At 29.4% G+C, this 23,766-nt stretch carries 23 protein-coding genes; 14 read left to right on the top strand and 9 right to left on the bottom strand.

Annotation, left to right across the window (positions count from 1 at the left end):
• The 6 genes from GBG18_RS01500 to argB all read right to left on the bottom strand — a co-directional run.
• Nucleotides 1-242 (bottom strand): hypothetical protein (locus tag GBG18_RS01500; RefSeq protein WP_152187721.1); only part of this gene is annotated, 242 nt, incomplete at its 3' end.
• A gap of 245 nt (nt 243-487) precedes the next feature.
• Nucleotides 488-1,360 carry a c-type cytochrome gene (locus tag GBG18_RS01495; protein WP_152187719.1) on the bottom strand — a complete coding sequence of 291 codons (873 nt, stop codon included), beginning with the start codon at nt 1,358-1,360 and terminating at the stop codon, nt 488-490.
• Nucleotides 1,360-2,610, bottom strand: a complete 1,251-nt coding sequence (locus GBG18_RS01490; RefSeq protein WP_152187717.1) for a cytochrome b — start codon at nt 2,608-2,610, stop codon at nt 1,360-1,362. The genes GBG18_RS01495 and GBG18_RS01490 overlap by 1 nt, the downstream gene beginning before the upstream one ends.
• 10 nt (nt 2,611-2,620) lie before the next feature.
• On the bottom strand, nt 2,621-3,121 hold the full coding sequence (locus GBG18_RS01485) for a Rieske 2Fe-2S domain-containing protein (RefSeq protein ID WP_152187715.1): 501 nt from the start codon (nt 3,119-3,121) through the stop codon (nt 2,621-2,623).
• A 162-nt stretch (nt 3,122-3,283) separates the two neighbouring features.
• Nucleotides 3,284-4,765 carry a threonine synthase gene (thrC, locus tag GBG18_RS01480; RefSeq protein WP_152187714.1) on the bottom strand — a complete coding sequence of 494 codons (1,482 nt, stop codon included), beginning with the start codon at nt 4,763-4,765 and terminating at the stop codon, nt 3,284-3,286.
• A gap of 2 nt (nt 4,766-4,767) precedes the next feature.
• Nucleotides 4,768-5,679, bottom strand: coding sequence for an acetylglutamate kinase (gene argB / locus GBG18_RS01475; RefSeq protein ID WP_152187712.1), 912 nt, complete (start codon nt 5,677-5,679; stop codon nt 4,768-4,770).
• A 115-nt stretch (nt 5,680-5,794) separates the two neighbouring features.
• On the opposite strand from argB, the gene GBG18_RS01470 reads away from it, so the two are divergent.
• Nucleotides 5,795-8,527 (top strand): RecB-like helicase, encoded by a 2,733-nt coding sequence (locus GBG18_RS01470; RefSeq protein WP_152187710.1) that lies wholly within the window; start codon nt 5,795-5,797, stop codon nt 8,525-8,527.
• On the opposite strand, the gene GBG18_RS01465 is transcribed toward GBG18_RS01470, so the two are convergent.
• The 3 genes from GBG18_RS01465 to ilvA form a co-directional block, all read right to left on the bottom strand.
• Nucleotides 8,524-9,090, bottom strand: coding sequence for a thiamine phosphate synthase (locus GBG18_RS01465; RefSeq protein WP_152187708.1), 567 nt, complete (start codon nt 9,088-9,090; stop codon nt 8,524-8,526). The genes GBG18_RS01470 and GBG18_RS01465 overlap by 4 nt on opposite strands.
• A gap of 104 nt (nt 9,091-9,194) precedes the next feature.
• On the bottom strand, nt 9,195-9,881 hold the full coding sequence (locus GBG18_RS01460) for a F0F1 ATP synthase subunit A (RefSeq protein WP_152187706.1): 687 nt from the start codon (nt 9,879-9,881) through the stop codon (nt 9,195-9,197).
• Between the two features lie 90 nt (nt 9,882-9,971).
• On the bottom strand, nt 9,972-11,177 hold the full coding sequence (ilvA, locus tag GBG18_RS01455; protein ID WP_152187705.1) for a threonine ammonia-lyase: 1,206 nt from the start codon (nt 11,175-11,177) through the stop codon (nt 9,972-9,974).
• Nucleotides 11,178-11,293: 116 nt separating this feature from the next.
• Here ilvA and trmD point away from each other — a divergent pair, with 116 nt between their 5' ends.
• The 13 genes from trmD to GBG18_RS01390 all read left to right on the top strand — a co-directional run bounded on the left by trmD (nt 11,294) and on the right by GBG18_RS01390 (nt 23,756).
• Nucleotides 11,294-11,971, top strand: a complete 678-nt coding sequence (trmD, locus tag GBG18_RS01450) for a tRNA (guanosine(37)-N1)-methyltransferase TrmD (protein WP_152187703.1) — start codon at nt 11,294-11,296, stop codon at nt 11,969-11,971.
• The gene (gene rplS, locus GBG18_RS01445; RefSeq protein ID WP_152187701.1) at nt 11,968-12,324 is read left to right on the top strand and encodes a 50S ribosomal protein L19; all 357 of its coding nucleotides are present in this window, start codon (nt 11,968-11,970) and stop codon (nt 12,322-12,324) included. The genes trmD and rplS overlap by 4 nt, the downstream gene beginning before the upstream one ends.
• 36 nt (nt 12,325-12,360) lie before the next feature.
• Nucleotides 12,361-12,879: a hypothetical protein gene (locus GBG18_RS01440; protein WP_152187699.1), complete on the top strand. Its 519-nt coding sequence runs from the start codon at nt 12,361-12,363 to the stop codon at nt 12,877-12,879.
• Between the two features lie 12 nt (nt 12,880-12,891).
• Nucleotides 12,892-13,500, top strand: coding sequence for a DedA family protein (locus GBG18_RS01435; protein ID WP_152187697.1), 609 nt, complete (start codon nt 12,892-12,894; stop codon nt 13,498-13,500).
• A gap of 25 nt (nt 13,501-13,525) precedes the next feature.
• Complete coding sequence (locus tag GBG18_RS01430) at nt 13,526-14,407, top strand: DMT family transporter (protein WP_152187695.1); 882 nt, start codon at nt 13,526-13,528, stop codon at nt 14,405-14,407.
• 194 nt (nt 14,408-14,601) lie between these two features.
• Nucleotides 14,602-14,841, top strand: a complete 240-nt coding sequence (locus GBG18_RS01425; protein WP_152187694.1) for a hypothetical protein — start codon at nt 14,602-14,604, stop codon at nt 14,839-14,841.
• On the top strand, nt 14,834-15,493 hold the full coding sequence (locus tag GBG18_RS01420) for a hypothetical protein (protein ID WP_152187692.1): 660 nt from the start codon (nt 14,834-14,836) through the stop codon (nt 15,491-15,493). The genes GBG18_RS01425 and GBG18_RS01420 overlap by 8 nt, the downstream gene beginning before the upstream one ends.
• A gap of 37 nt (nt 15,494-15,530) precedes the next feature.
• Nucleotides 15,531-16,652 carry a branched-chain amino acid ABC transporter substrate-binding protein gene (locus GBG18_RS01415; protein ID WP_152187690.1) on the top strand — a complete coding sequence of 374 codons (1,122 nt, stop codon included), beginning with the start codon at nt 15,531-15,533 and terminating at the stop codon, nt 16,650-16,652.
• Between the two features lie 17 nt (nt 16,653-16,669).
• Nucleotides 16,670-17,572, top strand: coding sequence for a branched-chain amino acid ABC transporter permease (locus tag GBG18_RS01410; RefSeq protein ID WP_076083803.1), 903 nt, complete (start codon nt 16,670-16,672; stop codon nt 17,570-17,572).
• The gene (locus tag GBG18_RS01405; RefSeq protein WP_152187689.1) at nt 17,572-18,546 is read left to right on the top strand and encodes a branched-chain amino acid ABC transporter permease; all 975 of its coding nucleotides are present in this window, start codon (nt 17,572-17,574) and stop codon (nt 18,544-18,546) included. The genes GBG18_RS01410 and GBG18_RS01405 overlap by 1 nt, the downstream gene beginning before the upstream one ends.
• The gene (locus tag GBG18_RS01400; RefSeq protein ID WP_152187687.1) at nt 18,546-19,322 is read left to right on the top strand and encodes an ABC transporter ATP-binding protein; all 777 of its coding nucleotides are present in this window, start codon (nt 18,546-18,548) and stop codon (nt 19,320-19,322) included. The genes GBG18_RS01405 and GBG18_RS01400 overlap by 1 nt, the downstream gene beginning before the upstream one ends.
• Nucleotides 19,322-20,044 (top strand): ABC transporter ATP-binding protein, encoded by a 723-nt coding sequence (locus tag GBG18_RS01395; protein ID WP_152187685.1) that lies wholly within the window; start codon nt 19,322-19,324, stop codon nt 20,042-20,044. The genes GBG18_RS01400 and GBG18_RS01395 overlap by 1 nt, the downstream gene beginning before the upstream one ends.
• A gap of 142 nt (nt 20,045-20,186) precedes the next feature.
• Complete coding sequence (locus tag GBG18_RS01390) at nt 20,187-23,756, top strand: proline dehydrogenase family protein (protein WP_152187684.1); 3,570 nt, start codon at nt 20,187-20,189, stop codon at nt 23,754-23,756.
• The last annotated feature ends 10 nt before the right edge of the window (nt 23,757-23,766 follow it).

Raw genomic sequence — 23,766 nt, 5'->3', positions numbered from 1 at the left:
GCTAAGTTAAGTTCTAATACATTAATATCTAATGCAATTCTTTCACTTGAGTTTGCAGCAACATTTGCCATATGTTTTTTATCAGCAGGTAAATATTCTTTAATTACTTTAGTATCAGAAAATAATGCATTTCCTTCTTTTACTAACATACTTCCTTCTTTGATTAAATCTACATTATTATTTAAAAAACCTTTTTGGATTTTTGTCATACCTTGTTCCATTGTAGACATAGACTTTTGCATGATATCTTCTGCACTTAACGTACCTATCAATAAGATAGATGACAGTAATATTTTTCCTAGTTTCCTTTGCTTCCCCTTTTTTTGGTTATTTAATACTACAATGTAATTAGTGAAAGTGTACTTAATTTGTTTATATTAGTATATTTATTGAAAATAATAATAAAAAAGTGTAAATAAATGATACAAAAAAAGGGGATAGATGTAAAATCTATCCCCTTTTTATAATTTTTATTAAAGAAAAGTTTCTAGTGAACTTCTCTCCATTTAGAGTTTTTCCATAAGAATGCAAAGATTGCAAAGATAACCATATAAATTAAGAACTTAGGTCCTAATTCTTCTCTCATTGGTTTACTTGAATCTCCAACTTCTTCAAGATAAGAAATAACTTGATCTTGTGAATCTTTTGTTAAACCAACTCTAGGCATTGCAGTACCTTCAAGATGTTTTTGAGGACTATTAATAAATGTTTCTAAATATGAATGTCCTCTTGATTTAATATATTGAGATAAATCTGGTGGAAGTTTTCCCATATAAGATTTAATATTTTCATCAGGAGTAAATGCAGCCATTGTACCTTTTTGCATATCAGCATATTTAATAGCGTGACATCTTTGACAAGCGTCTACAAATACTTCTTTATTAGACATCTCTTTTGGAGCAATAGATTGTAAATATGCTACCATATCTGCAATTTCTTGAGGTTGCATCCAAGAATAACCTGGCATTGGATGAGCTCGTCCATCTACAAATTTATGTGAAACATCAGAAGCTTTTGCAGGATCTTTAATAAATGCAGCTAAATAGTCAGCATTATATAATTTACCAGCAGATCCTAAATCAGGTGGTGTTACACCATAAGCAGCAGCAGAACTTGCGTTATCCATTACTTCAGGGAACCCTTTAGATTTAATTGAGTGACAAGCAGTACAGTTAGCAGCTACAAGAGCTTCACCAGCTGTTGCATCTCCTTTAGTACCATTTAATCCATCAACATCTGCAAATTTATAATCTGCATCAGCAACGTGTGGGTGCATTTGAGAGTGAGCAAATGGCTCAACTCCCCAATATGTTATAAGTGTTAAAGCTACTACTACAGCTAGTATTTTTAATTCTCTCATTATAATGCTCCCCTTTTCTTAGCATCTATTTTAGTTACAATAGGTAAAACTAAGAATAGAATAATAAATAATGTTGCGGCAAAGAATCCAACCCATGCATTTACACCTGTTGGAGGTAATTTACCATAAACAGTAAGTACAATTAAATCTGCCATTAATATCCAGAACCAAATAAAGAATACTGGTCTTTTATGTGCAGGTAAAATAGCAGGATCTCTATCTAACCAAGGTAATACAAGGAAAATACCATTTGCGAATGCAAATGCAATTAATCCAATATCAAAAGCTTTAAATCCAGCAATATCAAAGAAGAAACCTCTTAATACTTCATATGACCATAAGAAATACCACTCAGGGTAAATATGTGCAGGAGTTACCATATTATCAGCAGGATCAAAGTTAACTGGATCCATTGCAAAGTTATAATGGAAGAATACTAAGTAGAAGTAGAATATTAAGAAAATACCTAATACAGCTAAATCTTTAGAAATAAATACAGGCCAGAAAGGAATAACTTTTGACTCTTTTTTATTTCCAGCTAAATATTTTTCAGCTTCTTCATCAAAATCAAACTCTTCAGAAGATTGATTATTAACGTGAGGAATTCTTAATGTATAAAAGTGTAATGCAATAATACCCATAATAGTAATAGGTAATAAGAATACGTGTAACATAAAGAATCTAGTTAAAGTTGCATCAGCAACATTAAAGTCACCTCTAATCCATATAACTAATGCATCACCAATTACAGGAACACCACCAAAAAGGTTTGTAATAACCATAGCAGCCCAGTAAGACATTTGTCCCCATGGTAACATATATCCAGAGAATCCAGCAGCAGAGAATGTCATAAATAATAACATACCTGAAATCCAAATCATTTCTCTACCTTGTTTATAAGAACCATAGTAAATTCCTGTAAACATGTGAATATAGATAACTAAGAATACAACAGAAGCTGCAACACCATGCATATGTCTAAATAACCAACCAAATGCAACTTCTTGCATAATTGTATAGTTAACAGAATCAAATGCTAAACCAATATCTGGCTTGTAGTACATCATTAAGAAAATACCAGAGATTATTAAAATACCAAAAGTAGTTGCAAGTAATACACCCATTGCCCATAAGAAGTTAATATCTTTTGGAATCCAATATTCAGTCATCATAACTTTATTGAATGTTGTAGTATTTAATCTTTGGTCTAACCATTCACCAACAGAGTTAGCTTTTTCAAATTTTGCCATTGCTTACTCCTTATGCCATCATCGCAGCAGCGATTTTTTTGTATTCAGGACCTTCTTCACCTAAAACGATAGATGTTCCTTTTACACTAAATGGAGGTAAGTCTAGAGGTCTTGGAGGTGGTCCAAAAGTTTGTGTTCCACTCGCATTAAACTCTCCCCCGTGACATGCACATTTCCATGTATCTTTCTTCCATGCTGGAATACAACCTAAGTGAGTACATAAACCAATTGCAACAGTAAATCTGTCAGAACCGATTATTAAATCTCTAGGAGCTTCTCCCATTTCAGCAGTTTTCTTTAATAAGAAAATTGGCTTTCCTCTCCATGATACAGTCACAGGATTTCCAGCTTTTAAGCTACCAAGTTCTACATTTGTAAAACCTCCAGCTAAAACGCTTGGAAGTGGATCCCATGCTTGTTTCATACCAACAAGTGACGCAGCACCACCTACTGCAGCAACTGCAGCAAATGAATAACCAAGAAAATCTCGTCTATTAGTTTCATTAGACATATTTGGCTTCCTTTTTTTTTGAATTAAAATCCTTTAATTATATTGTGTTTTGTCTTAAAATGAATTGACCTATGTCACGAAATGTTATGTTAATGCTACGATTTGGGAAATTTGTACACATAAATTAAGATAATGTGTACTTGTGTTAATTATTAGAGTGTCTTATGACTCTCTAATAAATTTAACAATTTGAGATTCAATATCTTCTTTATTGATAACTGAATCATGATTTATTTTTGAGTTAAATAAATCTTTAATGCTTTGAGGTAAGTTTGCATTGTATTTTGATGAAATCTCATCTAATGCTTCTTTATCAGAATATTTTGTATCATTTTGATTTAATGAATTTAAAACAGTTGGTGAGAATTTTGTCCATTCAGCTGTTGAATAGATAACAGTTTTTAAATCTTTTTCTTTTAAATTTTCATAAGCTTTTAAACAAGTTGCTGTATGAGGATCCATTAAATATCCATCATCTAAAAACTCTTTAATAACTTTTTGCCCATAAGTATCATCAGAGTTTACAGCAGAGAACTCTTCTTGTAATTTTAAAGTTTCTTCTTTTGTCATTGTAAAGATATTATTTTCATTTAAATCTTCTAATAACTCTTTTGTTCTTTGTGCTCCATATAATGAATACATAACTCTTTCAATATTTGATGATTTTAAAATATCCATTGCAGGAGATTTAGTAAGTTTTAACTCTTTACCTCTAATATCATAAATACCTGTATTAATCCATTGAGTTAAGATATTGTTTTCATTTGAAGCTACTAAAAACTTTTCAACTGGAACGCCCATAGCTTTTGCATAGAATCCACCTAATACATTTCCAAAGTTTCCAGAAGGTACTACTAAATAGATTTTTTCACCCATTTTAATTTCTTCTTGTTTTAATAATTGAATATATGACCAAAAATGATAAATTATTTGAAATATAATTCTTCCAAAGTTTACAGAGTTTGCAGCTGATAGTTTAATTCCATCACGTTGTAACTCTTCTTTGAAACTTTGTGAAGCAAGTAATTTTTTAAGTGCAGACTGAGCATCATCAAAGTTCCCTTTTATCCCAATAACTTTTAAATTCTTTCCTTCTTCACAAACCATTTGTAATCTTTGAACATCAGATGTTCCACCTTGAGGATAAAGACAAGCTACTTGAATATTCTCTTTATTTCTAAATGTATTTAAAGCTGCTGGTCCTGTATCACCTGATGTTGCCGCAAGTATTAAATAGTTTTCATTTCTTTCTTTTGCAATAGAAGAAAGAATAGAACCAAATGGTTGTAATGCCATATCTTTGAAAGCCCTAGTTGGTCCATGATATTGTTCATGCACAAATAAATCATCTTTTACTTTTACTACTGGACATGGATTTGAAGCATCATCAAAATTATCATATAAAGCTAAGGCTTTATTTATTTCTTCTTCATCTATATCAATTTTGAAAGCTTTTAAAATATTAAAAGCAAGTTCTTTGTAGCTTTTATCAATATGATTTTTAATAAAATCTTCTTCTAATACAGGTAACTGTTTTGGTACGTATAAACCACCAAAAGAAGCACTTGGATTTAGAATAGCTTCACTAAATTCAACTTCTTTTGGCATTACGCCATCATTTCCTCTTGTTTCAATAAAACTCATCTTTATGCCTTTGTTTCTTCATTTAATAATTTATCAATATCAATCCCATTATTAGGATTATCTCTTCTTAAAAATTGTGTTCCAATACCATCACTTGTAAATAATTCTAATAAAATAGAGTGTTCAACTCTTCCATCAATAATATGAGCTTTATTAACTCCATTATGAATTGCTTGAATACAAGAGTCAACTTTAGGAATCATACCACCTGCAATTGTTCCATCTTCAATATATGAATCAACATCTTTTTTATCTAAAGATGTAAGAAGTTTACCCTCTTTATTTAATACACCAACAATATCTGTCAAGAATAGAACTTTTTGAGCTTTTACAGCAGCTGCAACTTTTGAAGCTGCAAAATCTGCGTTTATATTAAATCCTGGATGATTAGGTTCAGCACTATCTGCAATTGGAGCAATTACTGGTATAAATCCTTGATTTAAAAGATTGTTTATAAGCTCACCATTTACTTCAGTTATTTCACCTGTATATCCAAACTTACCACCATCTTTTGGTTGTGCTTTAATTATTGCAGAATCTTTTCCTGAAATACCAATAGCTTTTGCTCCATGATGATTTAAAAGTGAAGTTAAGTTTTTATTAATTTCACCAGATAATACCATTTCAACAACTCTCATAGTATCTTTTGATGTAACTCTATGACCATCTATAAATTCTGATTTAATTTCTAGTTTTTCTAATAACTCAGAAATTCTAGCTCCTCCACCATGAACAATTACTGGTTTTATTCCAACAAGAGAAAGTAAAACAATATCTTCTGCAAATTTTTCTTGTAGTTCTGGACTAGTTTGAGCTGAACCACCATATTTAATTACGATTGTTTTGCCATTGAATTTTTTAATATAAGGAATTGCATCAAGTAAAATCTGTACTTTTTGATGTTTTTTCTGCATTTTATTTCCTGTGAATGTTATTTAAATTTTGCGATTATATCTAAATTTGACTTAATGAGGAAAAATAAAATAGTAATTATAGTGGCTTATTATTTTTACTATAGTATTATTACTTATGAAAAAATTTTTAGCACTTAAAGCCAGCGCAGGTTCTGGGAAAACATTTGCATTAACAGTAAGATATATAACACTATTACTATTAGATGCTAAACCAAATGAGATATTAACACTTACATTTACAAATAAAGCTGCAAATGAAATGAGTGAAAGAATATATAAAACTCTTTTAACTTTAGGAGATGATGAAGCATATCTTAGTGCAATAATTAAAGAGTCTGAATTAAGTAAAGAAGAGATATTAGGAAAGAAAAACTTTTTAATAAAATCTTTTACAAATGCAAACTTAACTATATATACAATTGATAAGTTTATCAATAGTATATTAAGAGAATTTTGTGGATATATTGGGATATCAGATGATTTTGAGATTAAAGAAGATGACATAGAGTCTTTATCTATGAGATTTTTACAATCACTTGATGCTAAACAGTTTGATTCATTAATTGATTTTTCTTTATATGAAAAAAAGAAATTTAATTCTATTTTTGATTTATTTAAAAATTTACTTGAAAAAAATGAAAATATAGAAATTGTTGATATTGATAGTGAATTAATAAATGTACAAAAAGAACAAGTTTTAAATAGTTCTTATAAAATAAAAGAAGCGATACTAAATTGCGATGTTGCAAGTGCTTCTGCAAAAAAAGCAGTAAATTTTGAAAGCTTTGATGAGCTTTTTACAAAAACATGGCTTAGCAAAGAAGTTTTAAGTGAATACTCTTATTTTAAAAAGTGTTCAAATGAAACTTTAGAGAGTTATTTTGTAAATATGAAAGAAGAAGTTGCCTTATATTATAAACTTCGTGCAGGATATAGTTTAAGTAAGCTTTTTGAACTATACTTAATGTTTAAAAATTTTAAACTATCCTTTAATAAAAACAAAAACTATTTAGAGTTTAATGATATATCAAATCTAGTTTATGAACTCTTATCAACAAAAATTGATAAAGAGTTTTTATACTTTAGATTAGATTCAAAGTTCTCACATATATTAATGGATGAATTTCAAGATACTTCACTTTTACAATATAGAATTTTAGAACCATTGATAAAAGAAGTATTATCAGGTGATGCTACAAAATTTAAAACATTTTTTTATGTAGGAGATACTAAACAATCTATATATAGATTCAGAGGTGGGAAAAGAGAACTTTTTGATTATGTAGCAAATACAAATGATTCCTTAGAAGTTGAAGTATTAAATACTAATTATAGGTCATGTGAGCATGTTATAAATTTTGTAAATTCTTTATTTGTAAATCTTCCTTCGTATGAATATCATGACCAGCTAACAATTAGAAAAGGTGGATATGTTGAAGTTATTGAAGATAAAGAGCTAATAGAAGATGATAAATTTGCAACAGTTGCTTCAAGAATAGCATCTTTAATAAAAGAGGGTGTAAACTCAAATGATATTGCAATTCTTACGTATACAAACTCTGATGTTTTAAATATCTATAACTATTTAAAAGAGAAGTTTCCATCATTAAAAATTTCTACTGAAATGACATCAAAACTTATAAATCAAGAAAATGTAAAAGCTGTGATAAATGCTATTAAATATATATATTTTAAAGAAGATATTTATAAAGAGAATTTAAATGCTTTAATTGGAAATGAAATATTAACTAATCTTGCTATGAATTTTGAAGTTGGGAAAAAAACACTTCAAGAAATGATAAAAGATATAGCAACAAGTTTAAAACTAATTGATGAAAATGTTGTTAAGTTTATTGAGTGTAGTACTGTTTATAATAATATTGTAGATTTTGTTTATGAAATAGATAAGCTTGACGCAGTTATGGAAAATAGTGAATCCTCAGGTTTACAAATACTTACAATTTTTAAATCAAAAGGTTTAGAATTTAATACTGTAATTTTACTAGATAGAATAAAAAGAAAAAATAGTGATAAAAGTTCACTACTTTTTGAATATGATAGTGTTGAGTTAAAAAATATCTTTTATAAAATAAAAGGATATGAAAACTACAATAAACAGTATGCAAATGCAGTAGCCAAAGAAAAAGCTCTAAGTTTAGAAGATGAAATAAATATTTTATATGTAGCACTAACTAGGGCAAAAAATAACATGATTATTTTTAAAAAAGAGAAATCCTCTGTATTTGATATTTTAAGTATGAAGGCTTTAAAACTAGGGCAGGTTATTCAAAGTACAAATGCTTCAATAAATTATGAGAAAAAAGAGAAAGTTGAATATATTCCAATGAACTTAGGACTTCAAGAGAAGCAAATATCAAAAGAAAAAGACCTAGATGATAATATGCTGCACTCTAAATACTTTGGGATTGCAACTCACTTTTGTTTAGAGATGATGAATGATTTTACTTTAAGTGATTTAGACTATTGTTTAAATTTAACAAAAACTAGATATTCCAACTATTTAAATGAGAATGATTTTATTAATATTAAAAATAGAATAACAGCACTTTTAAAAAACAGCTTATTTAGCGAATTAATTACTGATGCAAAATTTATAAGTGAGCAAGCATTAGTTTATAATGGAGAGATTAAAATTATTGATTTACTTTTATATAAAGATGAAAAGTATTATATCTTTGATTATAAAACAACAAAAGAAAAATCCAAAGAGCATATTTCTCAAGTTTCATATTATAAAAAAGCTATAAAAGAGATAGCTCAAAGTGATGAGGTTTTCTCTTATTTAGTATATTTAAAAGAAAATGAAGTTTTAATTGATGAGGTTTAAATAAAATATCTAATTGAAGCAAAACCATAAGCTTTTGTTTTTTCAATTTGTGATATTTGTTCCTTATCAATAATTCCACCAAGAGCAATAATATCAATATCTTCATACAATTCTAAGGTTTGTTTGAATTTATTTATTCCTAAAGGTTCACCCTTATTTGGTGTTTTAAAAATTGGAGAGTAAGTTATAGCATTTACATGCGCTTTTTGTGCTTTCTCTATTTCTGCAAAGTTATGGCAAGAAATTATTACATATAAATCTAAATGCTTAGCTTCCTTAATATTCTCAAATTGCTTTGAGTTTAAATGTACTCCGTTTGCACCTAATTGTTTAGCTAGTTTATAATCACTATTTATTAAAATTTTTTCAATATTAAATCTTTTACAAACTTCAATAAAAACTTTTGCTAATTCCTCAAAGTTTGAACTCTCTTTATCTCTAAAGCAGATGATATCAATTTTGTTTCTTTCTAAGACTTTTGTTAAATTCTTTTTAAATAGATCACTATTATTTGAGTAGTATTTAGGGTCAGTTATTAAATAAGCTTTTAACTCATTATTCATTTATATTATTCCTTAGTATTATATGTAATTATATAATATTTAGGCATAAAAAAAGGGACAAGCAAAACTTGTCCCTCCTTTTGATATTAAGAAAACTGAAAGTTCTAGTGTTCTTCCTCTGCCATCATAACAGATCCCGCAATGTAAACATAAGTTAAAATTGCGAAAATAAATGCTTGTAGGAAACCAAAAGCAGTTAATAAGAAGAAACCAGGAAGTGGTAATAACCAAGGTACTAACATAAGAAGTACCATTAGGAACATATCATCTCCTCTAATTGAACCAAAAAGTCTGAATGATAAAGAAATAATTCTTGATATATGAGAAATTATTTCAATAGGAAACATTAATGGTGCTAACACAGGCATTGGCCCCATAAAATGTTTAAAATAGTTAACAAAACCATTTATTTTAATACCAACATAGTTATAGTAAACGAATACTATTAATGCAAGTGATAAAGTAAAGTTAATGTTACTTGTAGGTGCTTCAAATCCTGGAATAACTCCAATCATATTACTAACAAATATGATTATTGCTAAAGAACCAATTAATGGTAAATATCTTCTAGAATTTGTTTCACCCATAGTATCTGCACCCATAGCTACAATTCCACCAACGAATGCTTCCATTACGTTTTGTGAACCGTTAGGTACTAACTGTAATCTTTTTGTAGCTGATCGTGCTAATAAAAATACTATTCCTACCACTAGGACAAAGTGTGATAAGATGATCCATTCTTGGCCGTGACCACCAATTGATCCCAAGAATGTAAATAGTCTTCCTTCCATTTTCTTCCTTTTTTTTGTTTCTCAATACTAAATTATCTATGCATTATAAGATTTGTTTTCTAAAAAGAATATAAAGAATTTACATTAACTTTAAATTTGTTTGAATCTATATCCATTATGTTTCAAATTTTCTCGTATAAGTTTTTGATGTTCTTCACCTTTTGTTTCAACAGCAATTGTTACATGCGCCTCACCAAACTCAAGCTTTACAGAGTTTCTATCATAATCAATTTGTACTATATTTGCATCACTTTTTTCTAATACATTAGTTAAATTCTTTAATGCACCTGGTTTATCCATAAGTGTTACGATAAGGTTCATTTTTCTTGAAGATTTTACTAAACCTTTCTCAATAATTAATGATAACATTGTAACGTCAATATTTCCACCACTTACAATTGAACAAGTATTTGTATCTTCAATATCTATTTTATTATGCATAATAGCAGCAGTTGAAACAGCACCCGCACCCTCAACAACTAATTTATGATTTTCTAATAAAAATAAAATTGCATTTGCTATTTCATTATCTGTTACTTCAACTACTTCATCAACATGTTCTAAAATAATATCAAGTAGTTTTGGTGTTACATCTCTTACTGCAATTCCATCTGCAATAGTTTTAACAGAAACAGAATCAATTGGCATATGTGATTCAAAAGACTCTTTCATCCCTTTAGCACCACTTGCAACTACACCAATTATTCTAATATTAGGATTTATAGTTTTTGCAGCAATTGCTATTCCAGAGATTAATCCCCCTCCACCAATAGGTACAACAATTTGTTCCATATCTTTAATTTCATCAAGAATTTCTAAAGCAATAGTTCCTTGACCTGCTATTACTTTATCATCTGCAAAAGGATGAATGAATTCTTTGTTATTTTCTTGAGCAAATTTTGTAGCTTCTTCATAAGCCTCATCAAAATTCGCTCCTGTTAATACTACATTAGCTCCATAAGATCTAACACCTGATACTTTTGTAAGTGGTGTTGCTTCTGGCATATAAATTGTAGCTTCACAATTAAATTGCTCAGCTGAAAAAGCTAATCCTTGAGCATGATTACCAGCACTTGCAGCAACTACACCTTTATCTCTTGTTTCTTTAGATAATTGGGCAAGTTTATTGTAAGCACCTCTTAATTTAAAACTTCCTGTTAATTGTAAGTTCTCTTTTTTTAAATAAATATTTGCATTAAGTTTTTTACTTAAAATTGGAGCTAAGGCTAAGGGAGTATTTATTGTTATATTGCCTAAGTTCTTTTTTGCTTCTTTAATATCATTTAGTGTTATCATATTTATATCTTTATTATAAAATTTTAAGAATGAATATATCTAAATTATGATTTGGTTAACTTTATTTTAAGTGGATCTGCTTTAGTATTTCCAAAATTATAATATAAGTGAATAATATGAAATTTACATTTGTAACACTTTTCCCAAATTTAATTGAGCCATATTTCCAAGATTCAATTTTAAAAAGAGCAGTTGATGCTAAGTTTATAAACTATGAGTTTTATAATCCAAGAGATTATACTACGAATAAACATCAAAAAGTTGATAAACAAATGGTAGCAGGTGGAGCAGGAATGCTTATGACTTGTCAACCTTTATTTGATTGTTTAGACAAAATTAAAGAAGAAAATAAAGATGCTTATATAATTTTTCCTTTAGCTGCTGCAAAAGCATTTAGACAAAATGATGCAAAGCGACTAGCAAAGAAAAAAAACATAGTTTTTGTTAGTGGAAGATATGAAGGAATTGATGAAAGAGTGATAGAAAAATACGCAAATGAGGTTTTTTCTGTTGGAGAATTTGTTTTAACTGGTGGAGAATTACCATCTTTGACAATGAGTGATGCAATTTCTAGAAATGTTGAGGGAGTTCTTGGGAATGCCCAATCCTTAGATGTTGAGAGTTATGAAAATGGATTTTTAGAAGCTCCATCTTTTGCTAAACCTGAAGTTTTCCAAAATTTAAGTGTGGTTAAAGAATTTTTAAAGGGAAATCATAGTAAAATTTCCGACTTAAAAAACCAGATGTCAATTTGTAAGACAAAATATTATAGACCTAACAAGGAAAAACAATGAAAAACAGATATATTGCTAGTTTCGAAACTGCACAAACAGAGTCAAAAGAGATCCCTTTATTTAGAGCAGGAGATACAGTAAGACTTGGTATTGAGATTAAAGAGGGTGAAAAAAAGAGAGTTCAAACTTACGAAGGTATCGTAATTGCAAGACATGGTGAAGGTGTTTCTGCAACTTTTAACGTAAGAAAAATCGGTGCTAACTCTGTTGGTGTTGAAAGAATTTTCCCATTATTCTCTGATTCAATTAAAACTTTTGAAGTATTAAGAAGAGGTAGAGTAAGAAGAGCTAAATTACATTACTTAAGAGGATTAAGAGGAAAAGCTGCAAGAATTAAAGAACTTAAAAGATAGTAAAACTTTAGAGTTTAGGCTCTATTGTTAATTAATATGTCAAAAATATTAATTCACACTACTTCTTTAATAGAAGCACAACCTATAGTTGATTTCTTTAATTTAGAGAAATTAACTAATCCAATTGAAAATACGATTTATTCTAATGATGATTTAATACTTATAGTTTCTGGTGTAAGTAAAGAAGAAATATTAGACTCTTTAAATTATATTTTCAAAAACTTCCAAATCTCTAAAGCTTTTGATTTAAGTATTGCCTCGTGCAGTGATGGATCAATTGCTCTAGGAACACTTTTTTGTACTAATCGATTTATCAATGGACTTAATTTTGCAAATGTTACTACAGTAGAAAAAGCTTTAGAAACAGATAAAGATTTAGAAACATTACTTGTTGATAAGCAAGCAGAGTTCTTTAGACAAACATGTAAAGAAAATATTCAAGAGTTTTATATATTAAAAATTGTTTCTGATTATTTTGATGAAACAGCTCCTAGTGAAAAAGAGATATTCCAACTTATAAATGATTCTATTTTAAAATGGAAGAACTTAATTTAATAAAGGTATTTAATGCTTCATGATATTGTAAACTTTGTTGTAGATACTGTTGGTAGTTTAGGCTATACAGGTATATTTATCATGATGTTTTTAGAAAGTTCGTTCTTTCCATTTCCTTCAGAAGTTGTAATGGTTCCAGCTGGTTACTTAGCATATAAGGGTGAAATGAATATATATTTTGCTATTTTTGCAGGAGTTGCTGGCTCACTAACTGGCGCACTTTTTAACTACTTTTTAGCAGTTAAATTCGGAAGAGCTTTTTTAGTTAAATATGGGAAATACTTTTTTATTAAAGAAGAAACAATTTCAAAAATGGAAGAGTTTTTTAAATCACATGGACATATTTCAACTTTCTCAGGGCGTTTAATTCCAGCAGTAAGACAATATATATCTTTTCCAGCAGGGCTTGCTAGAATGAATTTATTAACATTTTCAATATATACTACTTTAGGTGCAGCAATATGGGTAGTGATTTTAACACTTTTGGGATATTATTTAGGTGATAATGAAGCTTTAATAAAAGAGTACTTAAGATATATAATTGTGGGAATTTTAATCTGTTTAGCAATTATTGGATTTTGGTACTATTCAAAAATTAAAAAAAACAATAAAAATTCATAAAAACTTTTTATAAAAAGGCTTAGCTATCAAGTCTCAAAAATTAGCATATAAATATGCACTAATTGCTATTTTCTTTTGGTCTACAGTTGCAACAGCTTTTAAAGTTGCCCTTGAATATTTAAAGCCTTTTGAGCTAGTTTTTTATGCTTCTATTACTTCAACTTTGATTTTATTAACTATTATTATTTATCAGAAGAAAATTAATCTAGTAAAAATACATATTAAAAACAATTTTAAAATAGTTTTACTATTAGCTAGTATTAATCCTTTTTTATATTATCTTGTTTTGTTTGAAGCTTATGATATTCTTCCTGCACAAGAAGCTCAAGCTATTAATTATACTTGGGCTTTAATGTTGGCTTTTTTTTCAGTAATATTTTTAAAGCAAAAATTAACAATATCTGATATTGTTGCAGGAATAATTTGTTATTTTGGTGTCTTAATTATATCTACAAAAGGTGAACCTTTTTCATTAAATTTTTCTAATATAGATGGGGTTTTGCTAGCTCTTCTTTCAACTGTTTTATGGTCTATGTATTGGATTTTTAATACTAAATCAAAAGTTGACCCAGTTGTAGGATTATTTTCAAATTTTTTAATTGCAACACCTATTTTGATTACCTATTTTATTTTTACACAAGATTTAGTACTACCTTCAGTTTATGGCTTAGGAGCTGCTATATATGTTGGTTTCTTTGAAATGGGTTTTACTTTTCTTTTTTGGTTAAAAGCTATGCAAAGCGCTGAATCTACATCTAAAATTGCAAATCTTATTTTTATCTCTCCTTTTATCTCTTTAGTATTTATTTATTTCATTGTTGGTGAACAAATTTACATATCTACAGTAGTTGGACTTACTACAATTATTTTTGGATTAATTATCCAGCAATCTAAACTTTCAAAATAAATACAAATTCCTTAAAAAAGCTAGTTAAATAGCATTAAAATAGCATTTGCAATTTATTTGTAAAATTGCGTAATTTTTAGACAATTTAAGCTAATATATTAAGTTTTAATTAAGTTTCACTGTGAAATAATGATTAAAGAAAAAAAGGTACTACTTTAAGTAGTACTAAAAAATACACATAAAAAGTTATAAAAATGGCAAAGCAAAAATATAAAAGAACAGTTATACAAAAAGTTATAAATAATCACTTAAAAAGTAATAAAAGAGAAGTTTCTCAACTTACTGTAAAGATTGATAAAAGATTGGATACTGCACTTTTAGTTTTATCTACATCTTTAAATATTTCTAAAAATAAACTGATTGAAGATATTTTATTTGAAAGTGGTATTTTAGATGAAGTTGATGAAAATTTTGTTGGAGATAATAATGAATAATTTTCCATCTCAAGATGAAGTAGTAGAAGCAGTTTTAACAGGTATTAAAACTGCAAAGTCAAATTACAGTTTTTGGACTGCTGATGATATATATTTATCATACGCACCTCCAAAATTCTTGACTATACATGTCTCTCAAGAAATAGCAAAACTAAGTCCTTCTCCGGAAATTTTTATTGATGCAACAATTGCTGATATATTAAGATGTTCTCTTCCTAAAAGAGATGCATTTAAGTGGTTTATGGCAGAAAATAATATTGCTCAAGATGTAATTTGTTTAACACTAGATGAAAGGTTTGTTCACAAAAGTGATAATGATTCTATTTCAAAAGTAATTATGAGTATAAGAAATGGTGTAAGAAATGCACAAACTGAGTATAAAGACGACATTGAATTAATGTGTAAATTACTTCAAAGAGAGAAACAAGACGAATCAACGTTAGATTATGGAGTTTTTGCTTTTTATATGGATATTTCAAATACAGCAAGAAAAAAGAGTGAAAAAAGATTAGAAGAAATTATTGAAGCATTCAATAAGATTGTAGCTTCACATAAAAATTTAAAATCAAGTTTTAAAGGAGGCGATATTAACAAGATTGATAATGTTGGCGAATGGTGTGTTGGGTGTTATATTATTGAACCAACGGTTTAAATAATATAAGAAATTTAATTCAAACTAAGGAGAAAATATGAATTTTAAAAAATTAACAGGTGCTTTAGCACTAAGTGCGGTAGTTGCTAGTTCACTAGTTGCTGCAGATACTGTAAAGATAGGTGTTCAAGCGCCAATTACTGGTAAGTATGCAAATGAAGGTCAAAGTATTGAAAACTTTGTTAAGTTAATTGTAGATGAAAAAAATGCAGCTGGTGGACTTTTAGGTAAACAAATTGAAGTTGTTACTTGTGATGATGAAGCTAAAGCTCAAAAAGCTGCTGTTTGTGCTAAGAAATTAGTAAATGAGGGTGTATTTGCTGTAATTGGTTCTTATACTTCAGGAGCAACAGAAGCTGCTCAAACTACATACTATAGAAACAAAGTTTTACAAACTTCTGATGGTACAAGTGATTCTTTAATTTCTAAAAAATACTGGACTTTCTTTAGAAATTCATTTCCAAACTCATCACAAAGTGATTTTACAGCTGATTACTTTGTAAATGTAAAAAAATATCAAAGAATTGTTGTTTTATCTGATTACTCTTCTTATTCTGCTGGACTAGGTGATTCAACTGAAGCATCTACAAAAGCACTTGGCGGGAATGTAATCTTTAGAGGAAAAGTTAAATCAGGAACTCAAAACTTTACAGCAGTTTTAACAAAAATTAAAGCAATGAAACCAGATGTTATTTATTACTCAGGTTACTATACTGATGGTGGACTTATCCGTGCACAACAAGAGCAATTAGAAATTGATGCTGACTTTGTTGGTGGAGATTCAAATGATAACCCTGATTTTGTTAAATTAGCAGGAAAATCAGCTGAAGGTACAGTTTTAATTAACTTTCCAACTCCAGAAATTTTACCATATCCTGAAGCTAAAAAATATTTAGCGGCATATAAAGCTAGATTTAAAATGGACCCTCCATCAATTTGGCCTGTTACAAATGCTGATGGATTAAGAGCTGTTATTGAAGGTGTTGAAAAAACTAAATCTTTTGATACTAAAAAAATCTCTGATTATATTAGATCTACAATGAAAGATTTCCCAGGAATTACAGGACCATTTAACATTAGAGAAGATGGTGAAAGAGTAGGTGCTAAATTTGTTGTATATAATATGAAAAATGATGGTACTAAAGAAGTAGTAAAATAAGTAAGGGATAGACAAATATGGATACTTTTCTTCAACAGTTAATCAATGGTTTAACAGTAGGAAGTTTGTATGCATTAGTAGCCTTAGGTTATACAATGGTTTACGGTGTGATGAAGTTAATCAACTTCGCACACGGTGACCTTGTTGCCTTTTCTGCTTATGTAGGACTTACTATTTTTACTCAATTTTATGGTTCAAATGCATTGTCTTTAGTGAATATTGTAATAGTATTTTCATTAACAGCAATTGTGGTGGCTTTTGTGGGTGTTCTTCTTGAGCGTCTTGCATACAGACCTTTAAGAACGGCACCAAGATTAAGTGCTGTTGTTTCAGCACTTGGAGCTTCACTTGTTATTCAAAATGGAATTATGTTAATTTGGGGACCAAATATGGAGATTTTCCCTGCTGATGTATTCCCCTCAACATCTTGGAACTTTGGTGGAGTAATTATTTCATTTACACAATTAGTGATTTTAGCACTATCTGCTGTTTTAATGGTTTCATTATATATTTTTATTAATAAAACAAAAATGGGTACAGCAATTAGAGCAACTGCAATTGATCAAGATGCTGCAAAATTAATGGGAATTAATGTTAATAGAATTATTATGATTATATTTATTGTAGGTTCTATGTTAGGTGCAATTGGTGGTCTGTTTATTGGTATGTATTACCGAGGTCTAACATTTGATATGGGATGGCTTTATGGTTTAAATGCTTTTATTGCAGCAATTATAGGTGGTATTGGTTCAATTCCAGGAGCAATGCTAGGTGGGCTTTTACTTGGATTATTTAATGCAATGATTTCAGGTTATATTTCAACAGAATGGGCAGAAACATTTACTTTTATTTTACTAATTGTAATTTTAATTGTAAAACCAACTGGACTTCTTGGTGAAAAAACAGCGGAGAAAGTATAATGAATAAAACTACAGGAATTGCTACTTTATTTATAGTAGTTATGGCAGTTTTTCCATTTATAGTTGATTCTGCTTGGTTAAGTATTGGTATTACATTTTTAGTATTTGCAGTAGTTGCTTTTTCTCAAGATATTATTTTAGGTCGTGCTGGTATTTTTAATATGGGTCATGCAATCTTCTTTGGAATGGGAGCATATACAACTGCTATTTTAAATGTACATTTTGGTTTAGAAATTATTGCAACTATTCCTTTTGCAATCATAATTCCAGCTATATTTTCAATTTTACTAGCTGGTCCAATTATTCATTTAAGAGGTGATTATTTATTAGTTGCAACTATTGGATTTAATATCATATTTGAACAAGTTTTATCAAATGATGTATTTGGTTTAACAGGTGGTCCAAATGGTATTTTTGGTATTGATGTAGTTAGAATCTTTGGTTATGAATTATTTTCAGATACAGCAATTTATTATTTAGCATTTGGTTTATTAGTTCTTACATTACTAATTATAAGAAACCTAGATACTTCAGCTTATGGAAGAGCTTTATACTATATTCATAAAGATGAAATAGCTGCTAAATCTATGGGAATAAATGTTTCATATTATAAACTATTTGCTTTTGCTTTAGGAGCTGCGATTGCTGGAGCTGCTGGAAGTGTGTTTGCTATTCAGTATTCAGCTGTAAGTCCTGAGTCATTTAACTTTATGCAATCAGTTATGTTCTTTGCTATTGTACTTGTAGGTGGATCAGCTTCACTTCCTGGAATTATTATAGGAACATTTGTAATGTTTGTATTGCCAGAGTTATTTACAGAATTTAAAGAATCAAGATATTTAATCTTTGGTGCAGCTATGGTATTAACAATGATATTAAGACCAAATGGTGTGTGGCCAGCGAAGTTTGGAAATATTCCAAAATTTCTTAAAGAAAAAGCTTTAAAAGCAAGAAAATCAGAAGGGAGTAAATAATGGAATATGTATTAGAAATTGAAAATGTTTCAAAGTTTTTCCATGGTTTAGTTGCAATTGATGATCTAACTATTAAAGTAAAACCTGGTCAAATTTATGGAATCATTGGTCCAAATGGAGCTGGTAAAACTACGCTTTTTAACTGTGTTACAGGTATTTACACTCCTGAAGAAGGAAGCATTAAATATAAAGGTGAAGATATTACTGGTATGGAGCCTCATAAAATTGCTCAACGAGGAGTTTTAAGAACATTCCAAAATATTAGACTATTTAAAGAGATGAGTGTTGCTGAAAATATAATTGCAGGAACTCATACTAAGTCAAAGCAAAAATGGTACCATTCAATCGTTCATACATCTGCTTATAGAGCTGATGAAAAGAAACATTGGGAAAAAGTTGAAGAACTTATGGACTTTTTTGGCTTAACAAAATATGCAAATACTCCAGCTGGTGATTTATCATATGGAAATCAAAGAAAAATTGAAATGGCAAGAGCACTTGCTGCTAATCCTGAGATTTTAATCTTAGATGAACCAGCAGCTGGACTTAATGAAAATGAAACAATAGAGTTAACAAATATCATTTTAAAGATTAAAGAAATGGGTCTTGGAATTATGATGATTGAACATGATATGGAAATGGTTATGAAATTAACTGATTATATAACTGTTATTAATTTTGGTAAAGAGATTTCTCAAGGTGAACCATCATTTGTACAAAGTGACCCTAGAGTTATTGAAGCTTATATTGGAACAGATGATGAGGAGGATGAATAATGGTTAATAATGAAATATTATTAGATATAAAAGACCTTCATGTATCTTATGGAGCAATTGAAGCAATAAAAGGTATATCTTTAACAGTTAGACGTGGAGAAGTTGTAACAATTTTAGGTGCTAATGGTGCTGGAAAAACTACGACTTTACAAACTATTTCTGGACTTTTAAAAGCAAAATCAGGAAGTATTGTTTTTGATAAAAATGATATTACAAAGTGTGAAGCACATGACATTGTAAGTCTTGGAATGTCTCACTCTCCTGAAGGGCGAAGAGTTTTTGGAATTTTAACAGTAGAAGAAAACCTTATGATGGGTGCTTATACACTAAAAGATCATGATAAAGAGACATTAGAATGGATTTATGACATTCTTCCAAGATTAAAAGAGCGACGAAAGCAACTTGCAGGAACGCTTTCTGGTGGTGAGCAACAAATGCTGGCAATTGGTAGAGCAATTATGTCTAAACCAAAACTATTAATTTTGGATGAGCCATCACTTGGACTTGCTCCAATTTTAATTAAAGGAATTTTTAAAGCAGTAAAAGAGATTGCTCAAACAGGAGTAACTGTTTTATTAGTAGAGCAAAATGCGAAAGCAGCATTGAAGTTAGCTGATAGAGCTTATGTTCTTGAAGTTGGAAAAATTACGCATGAGGGTACAGCTGATGAGTTGTTAAACTCTAAAACAATACAAGAAGCCTATTTAGGAAAAAAACATTAAATAAATATTTATGAAGAAAAGTATTTAAAAGTAGTAAGAGGGACAAACTTGGCGGTTCCTTCCCTCTTGAGCACATTTAAAAGCGTGCGCTCTTAAGCTACTTAAAATTGATTTAAAAAACAATAAATTTTAAGGATAAAAGATGAAAAATGAACAAGAATTAATAAATTCATCAATAAAACTAGCAGAAAAATGGCAAAACAGAGCTACACAACTAGTAAGTGATTGGGATAGAGAATTTTATGTAAAGATGAATAAAATGCTTGAACATCCAAAAGATAAAGCATTATTAATTGAGCTTATGGACCAATGTTTCAGATGTGAATCAAATGCAAGAATTGCAAATCAAATCATATTTTTATTACAAAAACATGGAATGGCACACTTTTTTACAACTAAAGACAAGACACTATTATGGTTATTTGAAAACTTTGGTAAATACTTACCTAATCTATCAGTTCCTTTATTTGTAGACCAAATTAGAGAAGATACAAAAACAGTAGTTATTAAAGGAGAAGAAGAGCCTTTTAATAAACACTTAACAATGAGAAGAAAAGAGGGTACTAGAGTAAATCTTAACCTAATTGGTGAGGTAGTACTTGGTGAAGAAGAAGCTAGTGAGAGAATGGAAAAATATCTAAAAGCCCTTTCAAACCCAAATATTGACTATATCTCTATTAAAATCTCTACAATCTTTTCTCAAATCTCAGCACTTGATTTTGACCATACGGTTGAAGTTTTAGTTGAGAAATTAACACAAATTTATGCTCAAGCTGTTAAATATCCTTATATTGCACCAAATGGTACTAAATCAAATAAATTTATAAATTTAGATATGGAAGAGTATAGAGATTTAGATATAACAGTTGCAGTATTTAAAAAAACACTTGAAAAGCCAGAGTTTAAAGATTTTTATGCAGGAATTGTTCTTCAAGCATATTTACCAGATTCATTTAATGTTCAAAAAGATTTATGTGATTGGGCTAAAAAAAGAGTTGAAAATGGAGGTGCTCCTATTAAGTTTAGACTTGTTAAGGGTGCTAATATGGAGATGGAAGAAACTGAAGCTTCTCAAAAACATTGGGAGATGGTTACTTATACTGAAAAATTAGATACTGACTCAAACTATAAAAGAATGGCAAGATATGCTTTACAAAAAGAGAATGCTCCTTATATGCATATAGGAACGGCATCACATAACCTATTTGAATTAGCTTATGCTACTCAATTAGCAAATGATAATAATGTAGGTGAATATCATAGTTTAGAGATGCTTGAGGGAATGAGTGAATCAGCAAGACTTGCTATTAAAGAGATTTCAAAAGAAGTAGTTTTATATGCACCAACAGCTGCAAAAGAACAGTTTACAAATGCAATTGCATATTTAGTAAGACGTCTTGATGAAAATACAGGTCCTAATAACTTTATTAGATATTCATTTGGATTAACAGTTGGTTCAAAAAATTGGAATATGCAAAAAGAGTTATTTATTAAATCTTTTGAAGCGGAGAAAACTTCATTTGTAGGTGCAAAAAGAACACAAAATAGATTAGATGAGAAATGGGATGAATTTGAAAAATCATCATTTGATACAAACTCTTACAAAGCAGAAGCTGATACTGATTTCGTACTTCCAAAAAATCATGAATGGGCTAGAAATATTGTAAAAAAATGGAAACACTCTTCAGATACTATTCATACAATTGCTCCTGTAGTTGTAGGTGGAGAGGATTTAATAGGTGAGCGTAAGATTTACGATGCTATTGATAAATCACAGTTTGAAGATAATGTACTTGCTGGTAGATTTGCCTTAGCTAATGAAGAAGATATTAAAAGAGCAGTTGAAGTAGCAAAAGAGGATGTTGATGGGTGGAGAGACTTAACACATTCACAAAGACATTATATTTTAAAAGATGTAGCTATCAAATTTAGAGAAAGACGTGATGATTTAATAGGTATTGCAGGTGCTGAAGTTGGAAAAGTATTTACAGAAACAGATGTAGAAGTTTCAGAAGCAATTGATTTTGTAGAGTTTTATTCTCATGCAGTAAGACATTTTGAGTCTTATGAAAATTTAGAGTTAAAAGGAAAAGGTGTAGGAGTTGTTGTGCCTCCTTGGAATTTCCCTATTGCTATTCCAGTTGGAGGAGTGGCTTCTACTTTAGCTGCAGGAAATACAGTAATTATTAAACCAGCTTCAGTTGCTGCTTTATGTGCTTATGAAATGTGTAAGTGTTTTTGGGATGCTGGAGTTTCAAAAAATACTTTACAATTTTTACCTTGTCCAGGAGCTTTAGCAGGTGAACATTTAATTCCTAATAAAGATATTGATTTCTTAATCTTAACAGGTGGAGAAGATACAGCGGCTACTATGATGGAAACTAGAAATGACTTATTCTTAAGTGCTGAAACTGGTGGAAAAGATGCAACAATAGTTACAAATATGGCCGATAGAGAACAAGCTGTTAAAAATGTATGTCAAAGTGCTTTTGGAAATTCAGGTCAAAAATGTTCAGCAACTTCACTTTTAGTTTTAGAAGATGAGGTTTATAATGATAAGGGATTTAAAAAAGCTTTAATTGATACTGCAACTTCAATGAATGTAGGTTCTATTTGGGATTTTAAAAATAGAATTGGAACACTAGCAAATAAAGTAGGTGGTAACCTTGAAAAGGCATTAAACCAGCTTGAGGGCAATGAAACTTGGGCAGTAGAACCATCATATGAAAACAATAATCCATATATGTTAAAACCTTCAATTAAATGGGGTGTAGAAGAGGGTAGTTTTATTCATATGAATGAGTTATTTGGACCAGTATTAGCAGTAATGAGAGCTAGTGACTTAGAACATGCAGTAAAAATTGTAAATGATACTGGATATGGATTGACTTCAGGAATTGAATCTTTAGATGAAAGAGAAGTTACATATTGGAAAGAAAATCTAAAAGCTGGTAACCTTTATGTTAATAGAGGAACAACAGGTGCAATTGTTTTAAGACAACCTTTTGGTGGAATGGGAAAATCAGCAATTGGTGCTGGTAGAAAAGCAGGTTTCTATAATTATATAACACAGTTCGTAGATATAAATGAAAAAACAAGTCCTAAAACAGCTAAAAAATACAATACAGAATTAACACAGTTTATTGAAAATTGTAAAAATACGCAAAATGAAAAGCAAGATTTTGAAAAACTAGAAATAGCATTACAGTCATACTACGAGAACTTTGAAAATGAGTTTTCAAAAGAAAAAGATTATGCAAATGTTAGAGGTGAAGATAACCACTTTAAATATATTCCCTTAGATAATGTATTAATTAGAGTATCAAGTGACGATACAATTTTTGAAACAGTTTCAAGAATAATAGCAGCAAGAGTTTCCGGTGTTCATTTTAAAGTTTCAATTGAGAATAATGAGTTAGTTAAGTCATTTTTAGAAAATGCAAAAGAGTTATTTACAAGTAGAGATAGTCTAATTTCTCAAACAGAAAAAGAGATGATAAAAACACTTAGTAAGTATGATAGAGTTATCTATTCTGATATTTCAAAAGTGTCAGCATTAGTGTTTAAGGAAGCTTCTAAATCATTAACATTTATAGTAAGACAAACTCCTATGATGGAGGGAAGATTAGAACTTCTTAATTACTTTATTGAACAATCTATTTCTCACTCATACCATAGATATGGAAATATAGGAGCAAGAGGAATTAATTAATAAGAGAGAT

The organism is Poseidonibacter ostreae, from assembly GCF_009208075.1.
Classification (GTDB): Bacteria; Campylobacterota; Campylobacteria; order Campylobacterales; family Arcobacteraceae; genus Poseidonibacter; species Poseidonibacter ostreae.
The sequence above is the reverse complement of the archived record's forward strand: the minus strand, read 5'-3'. Positions and strand labels throughout refer to the sequence as shown.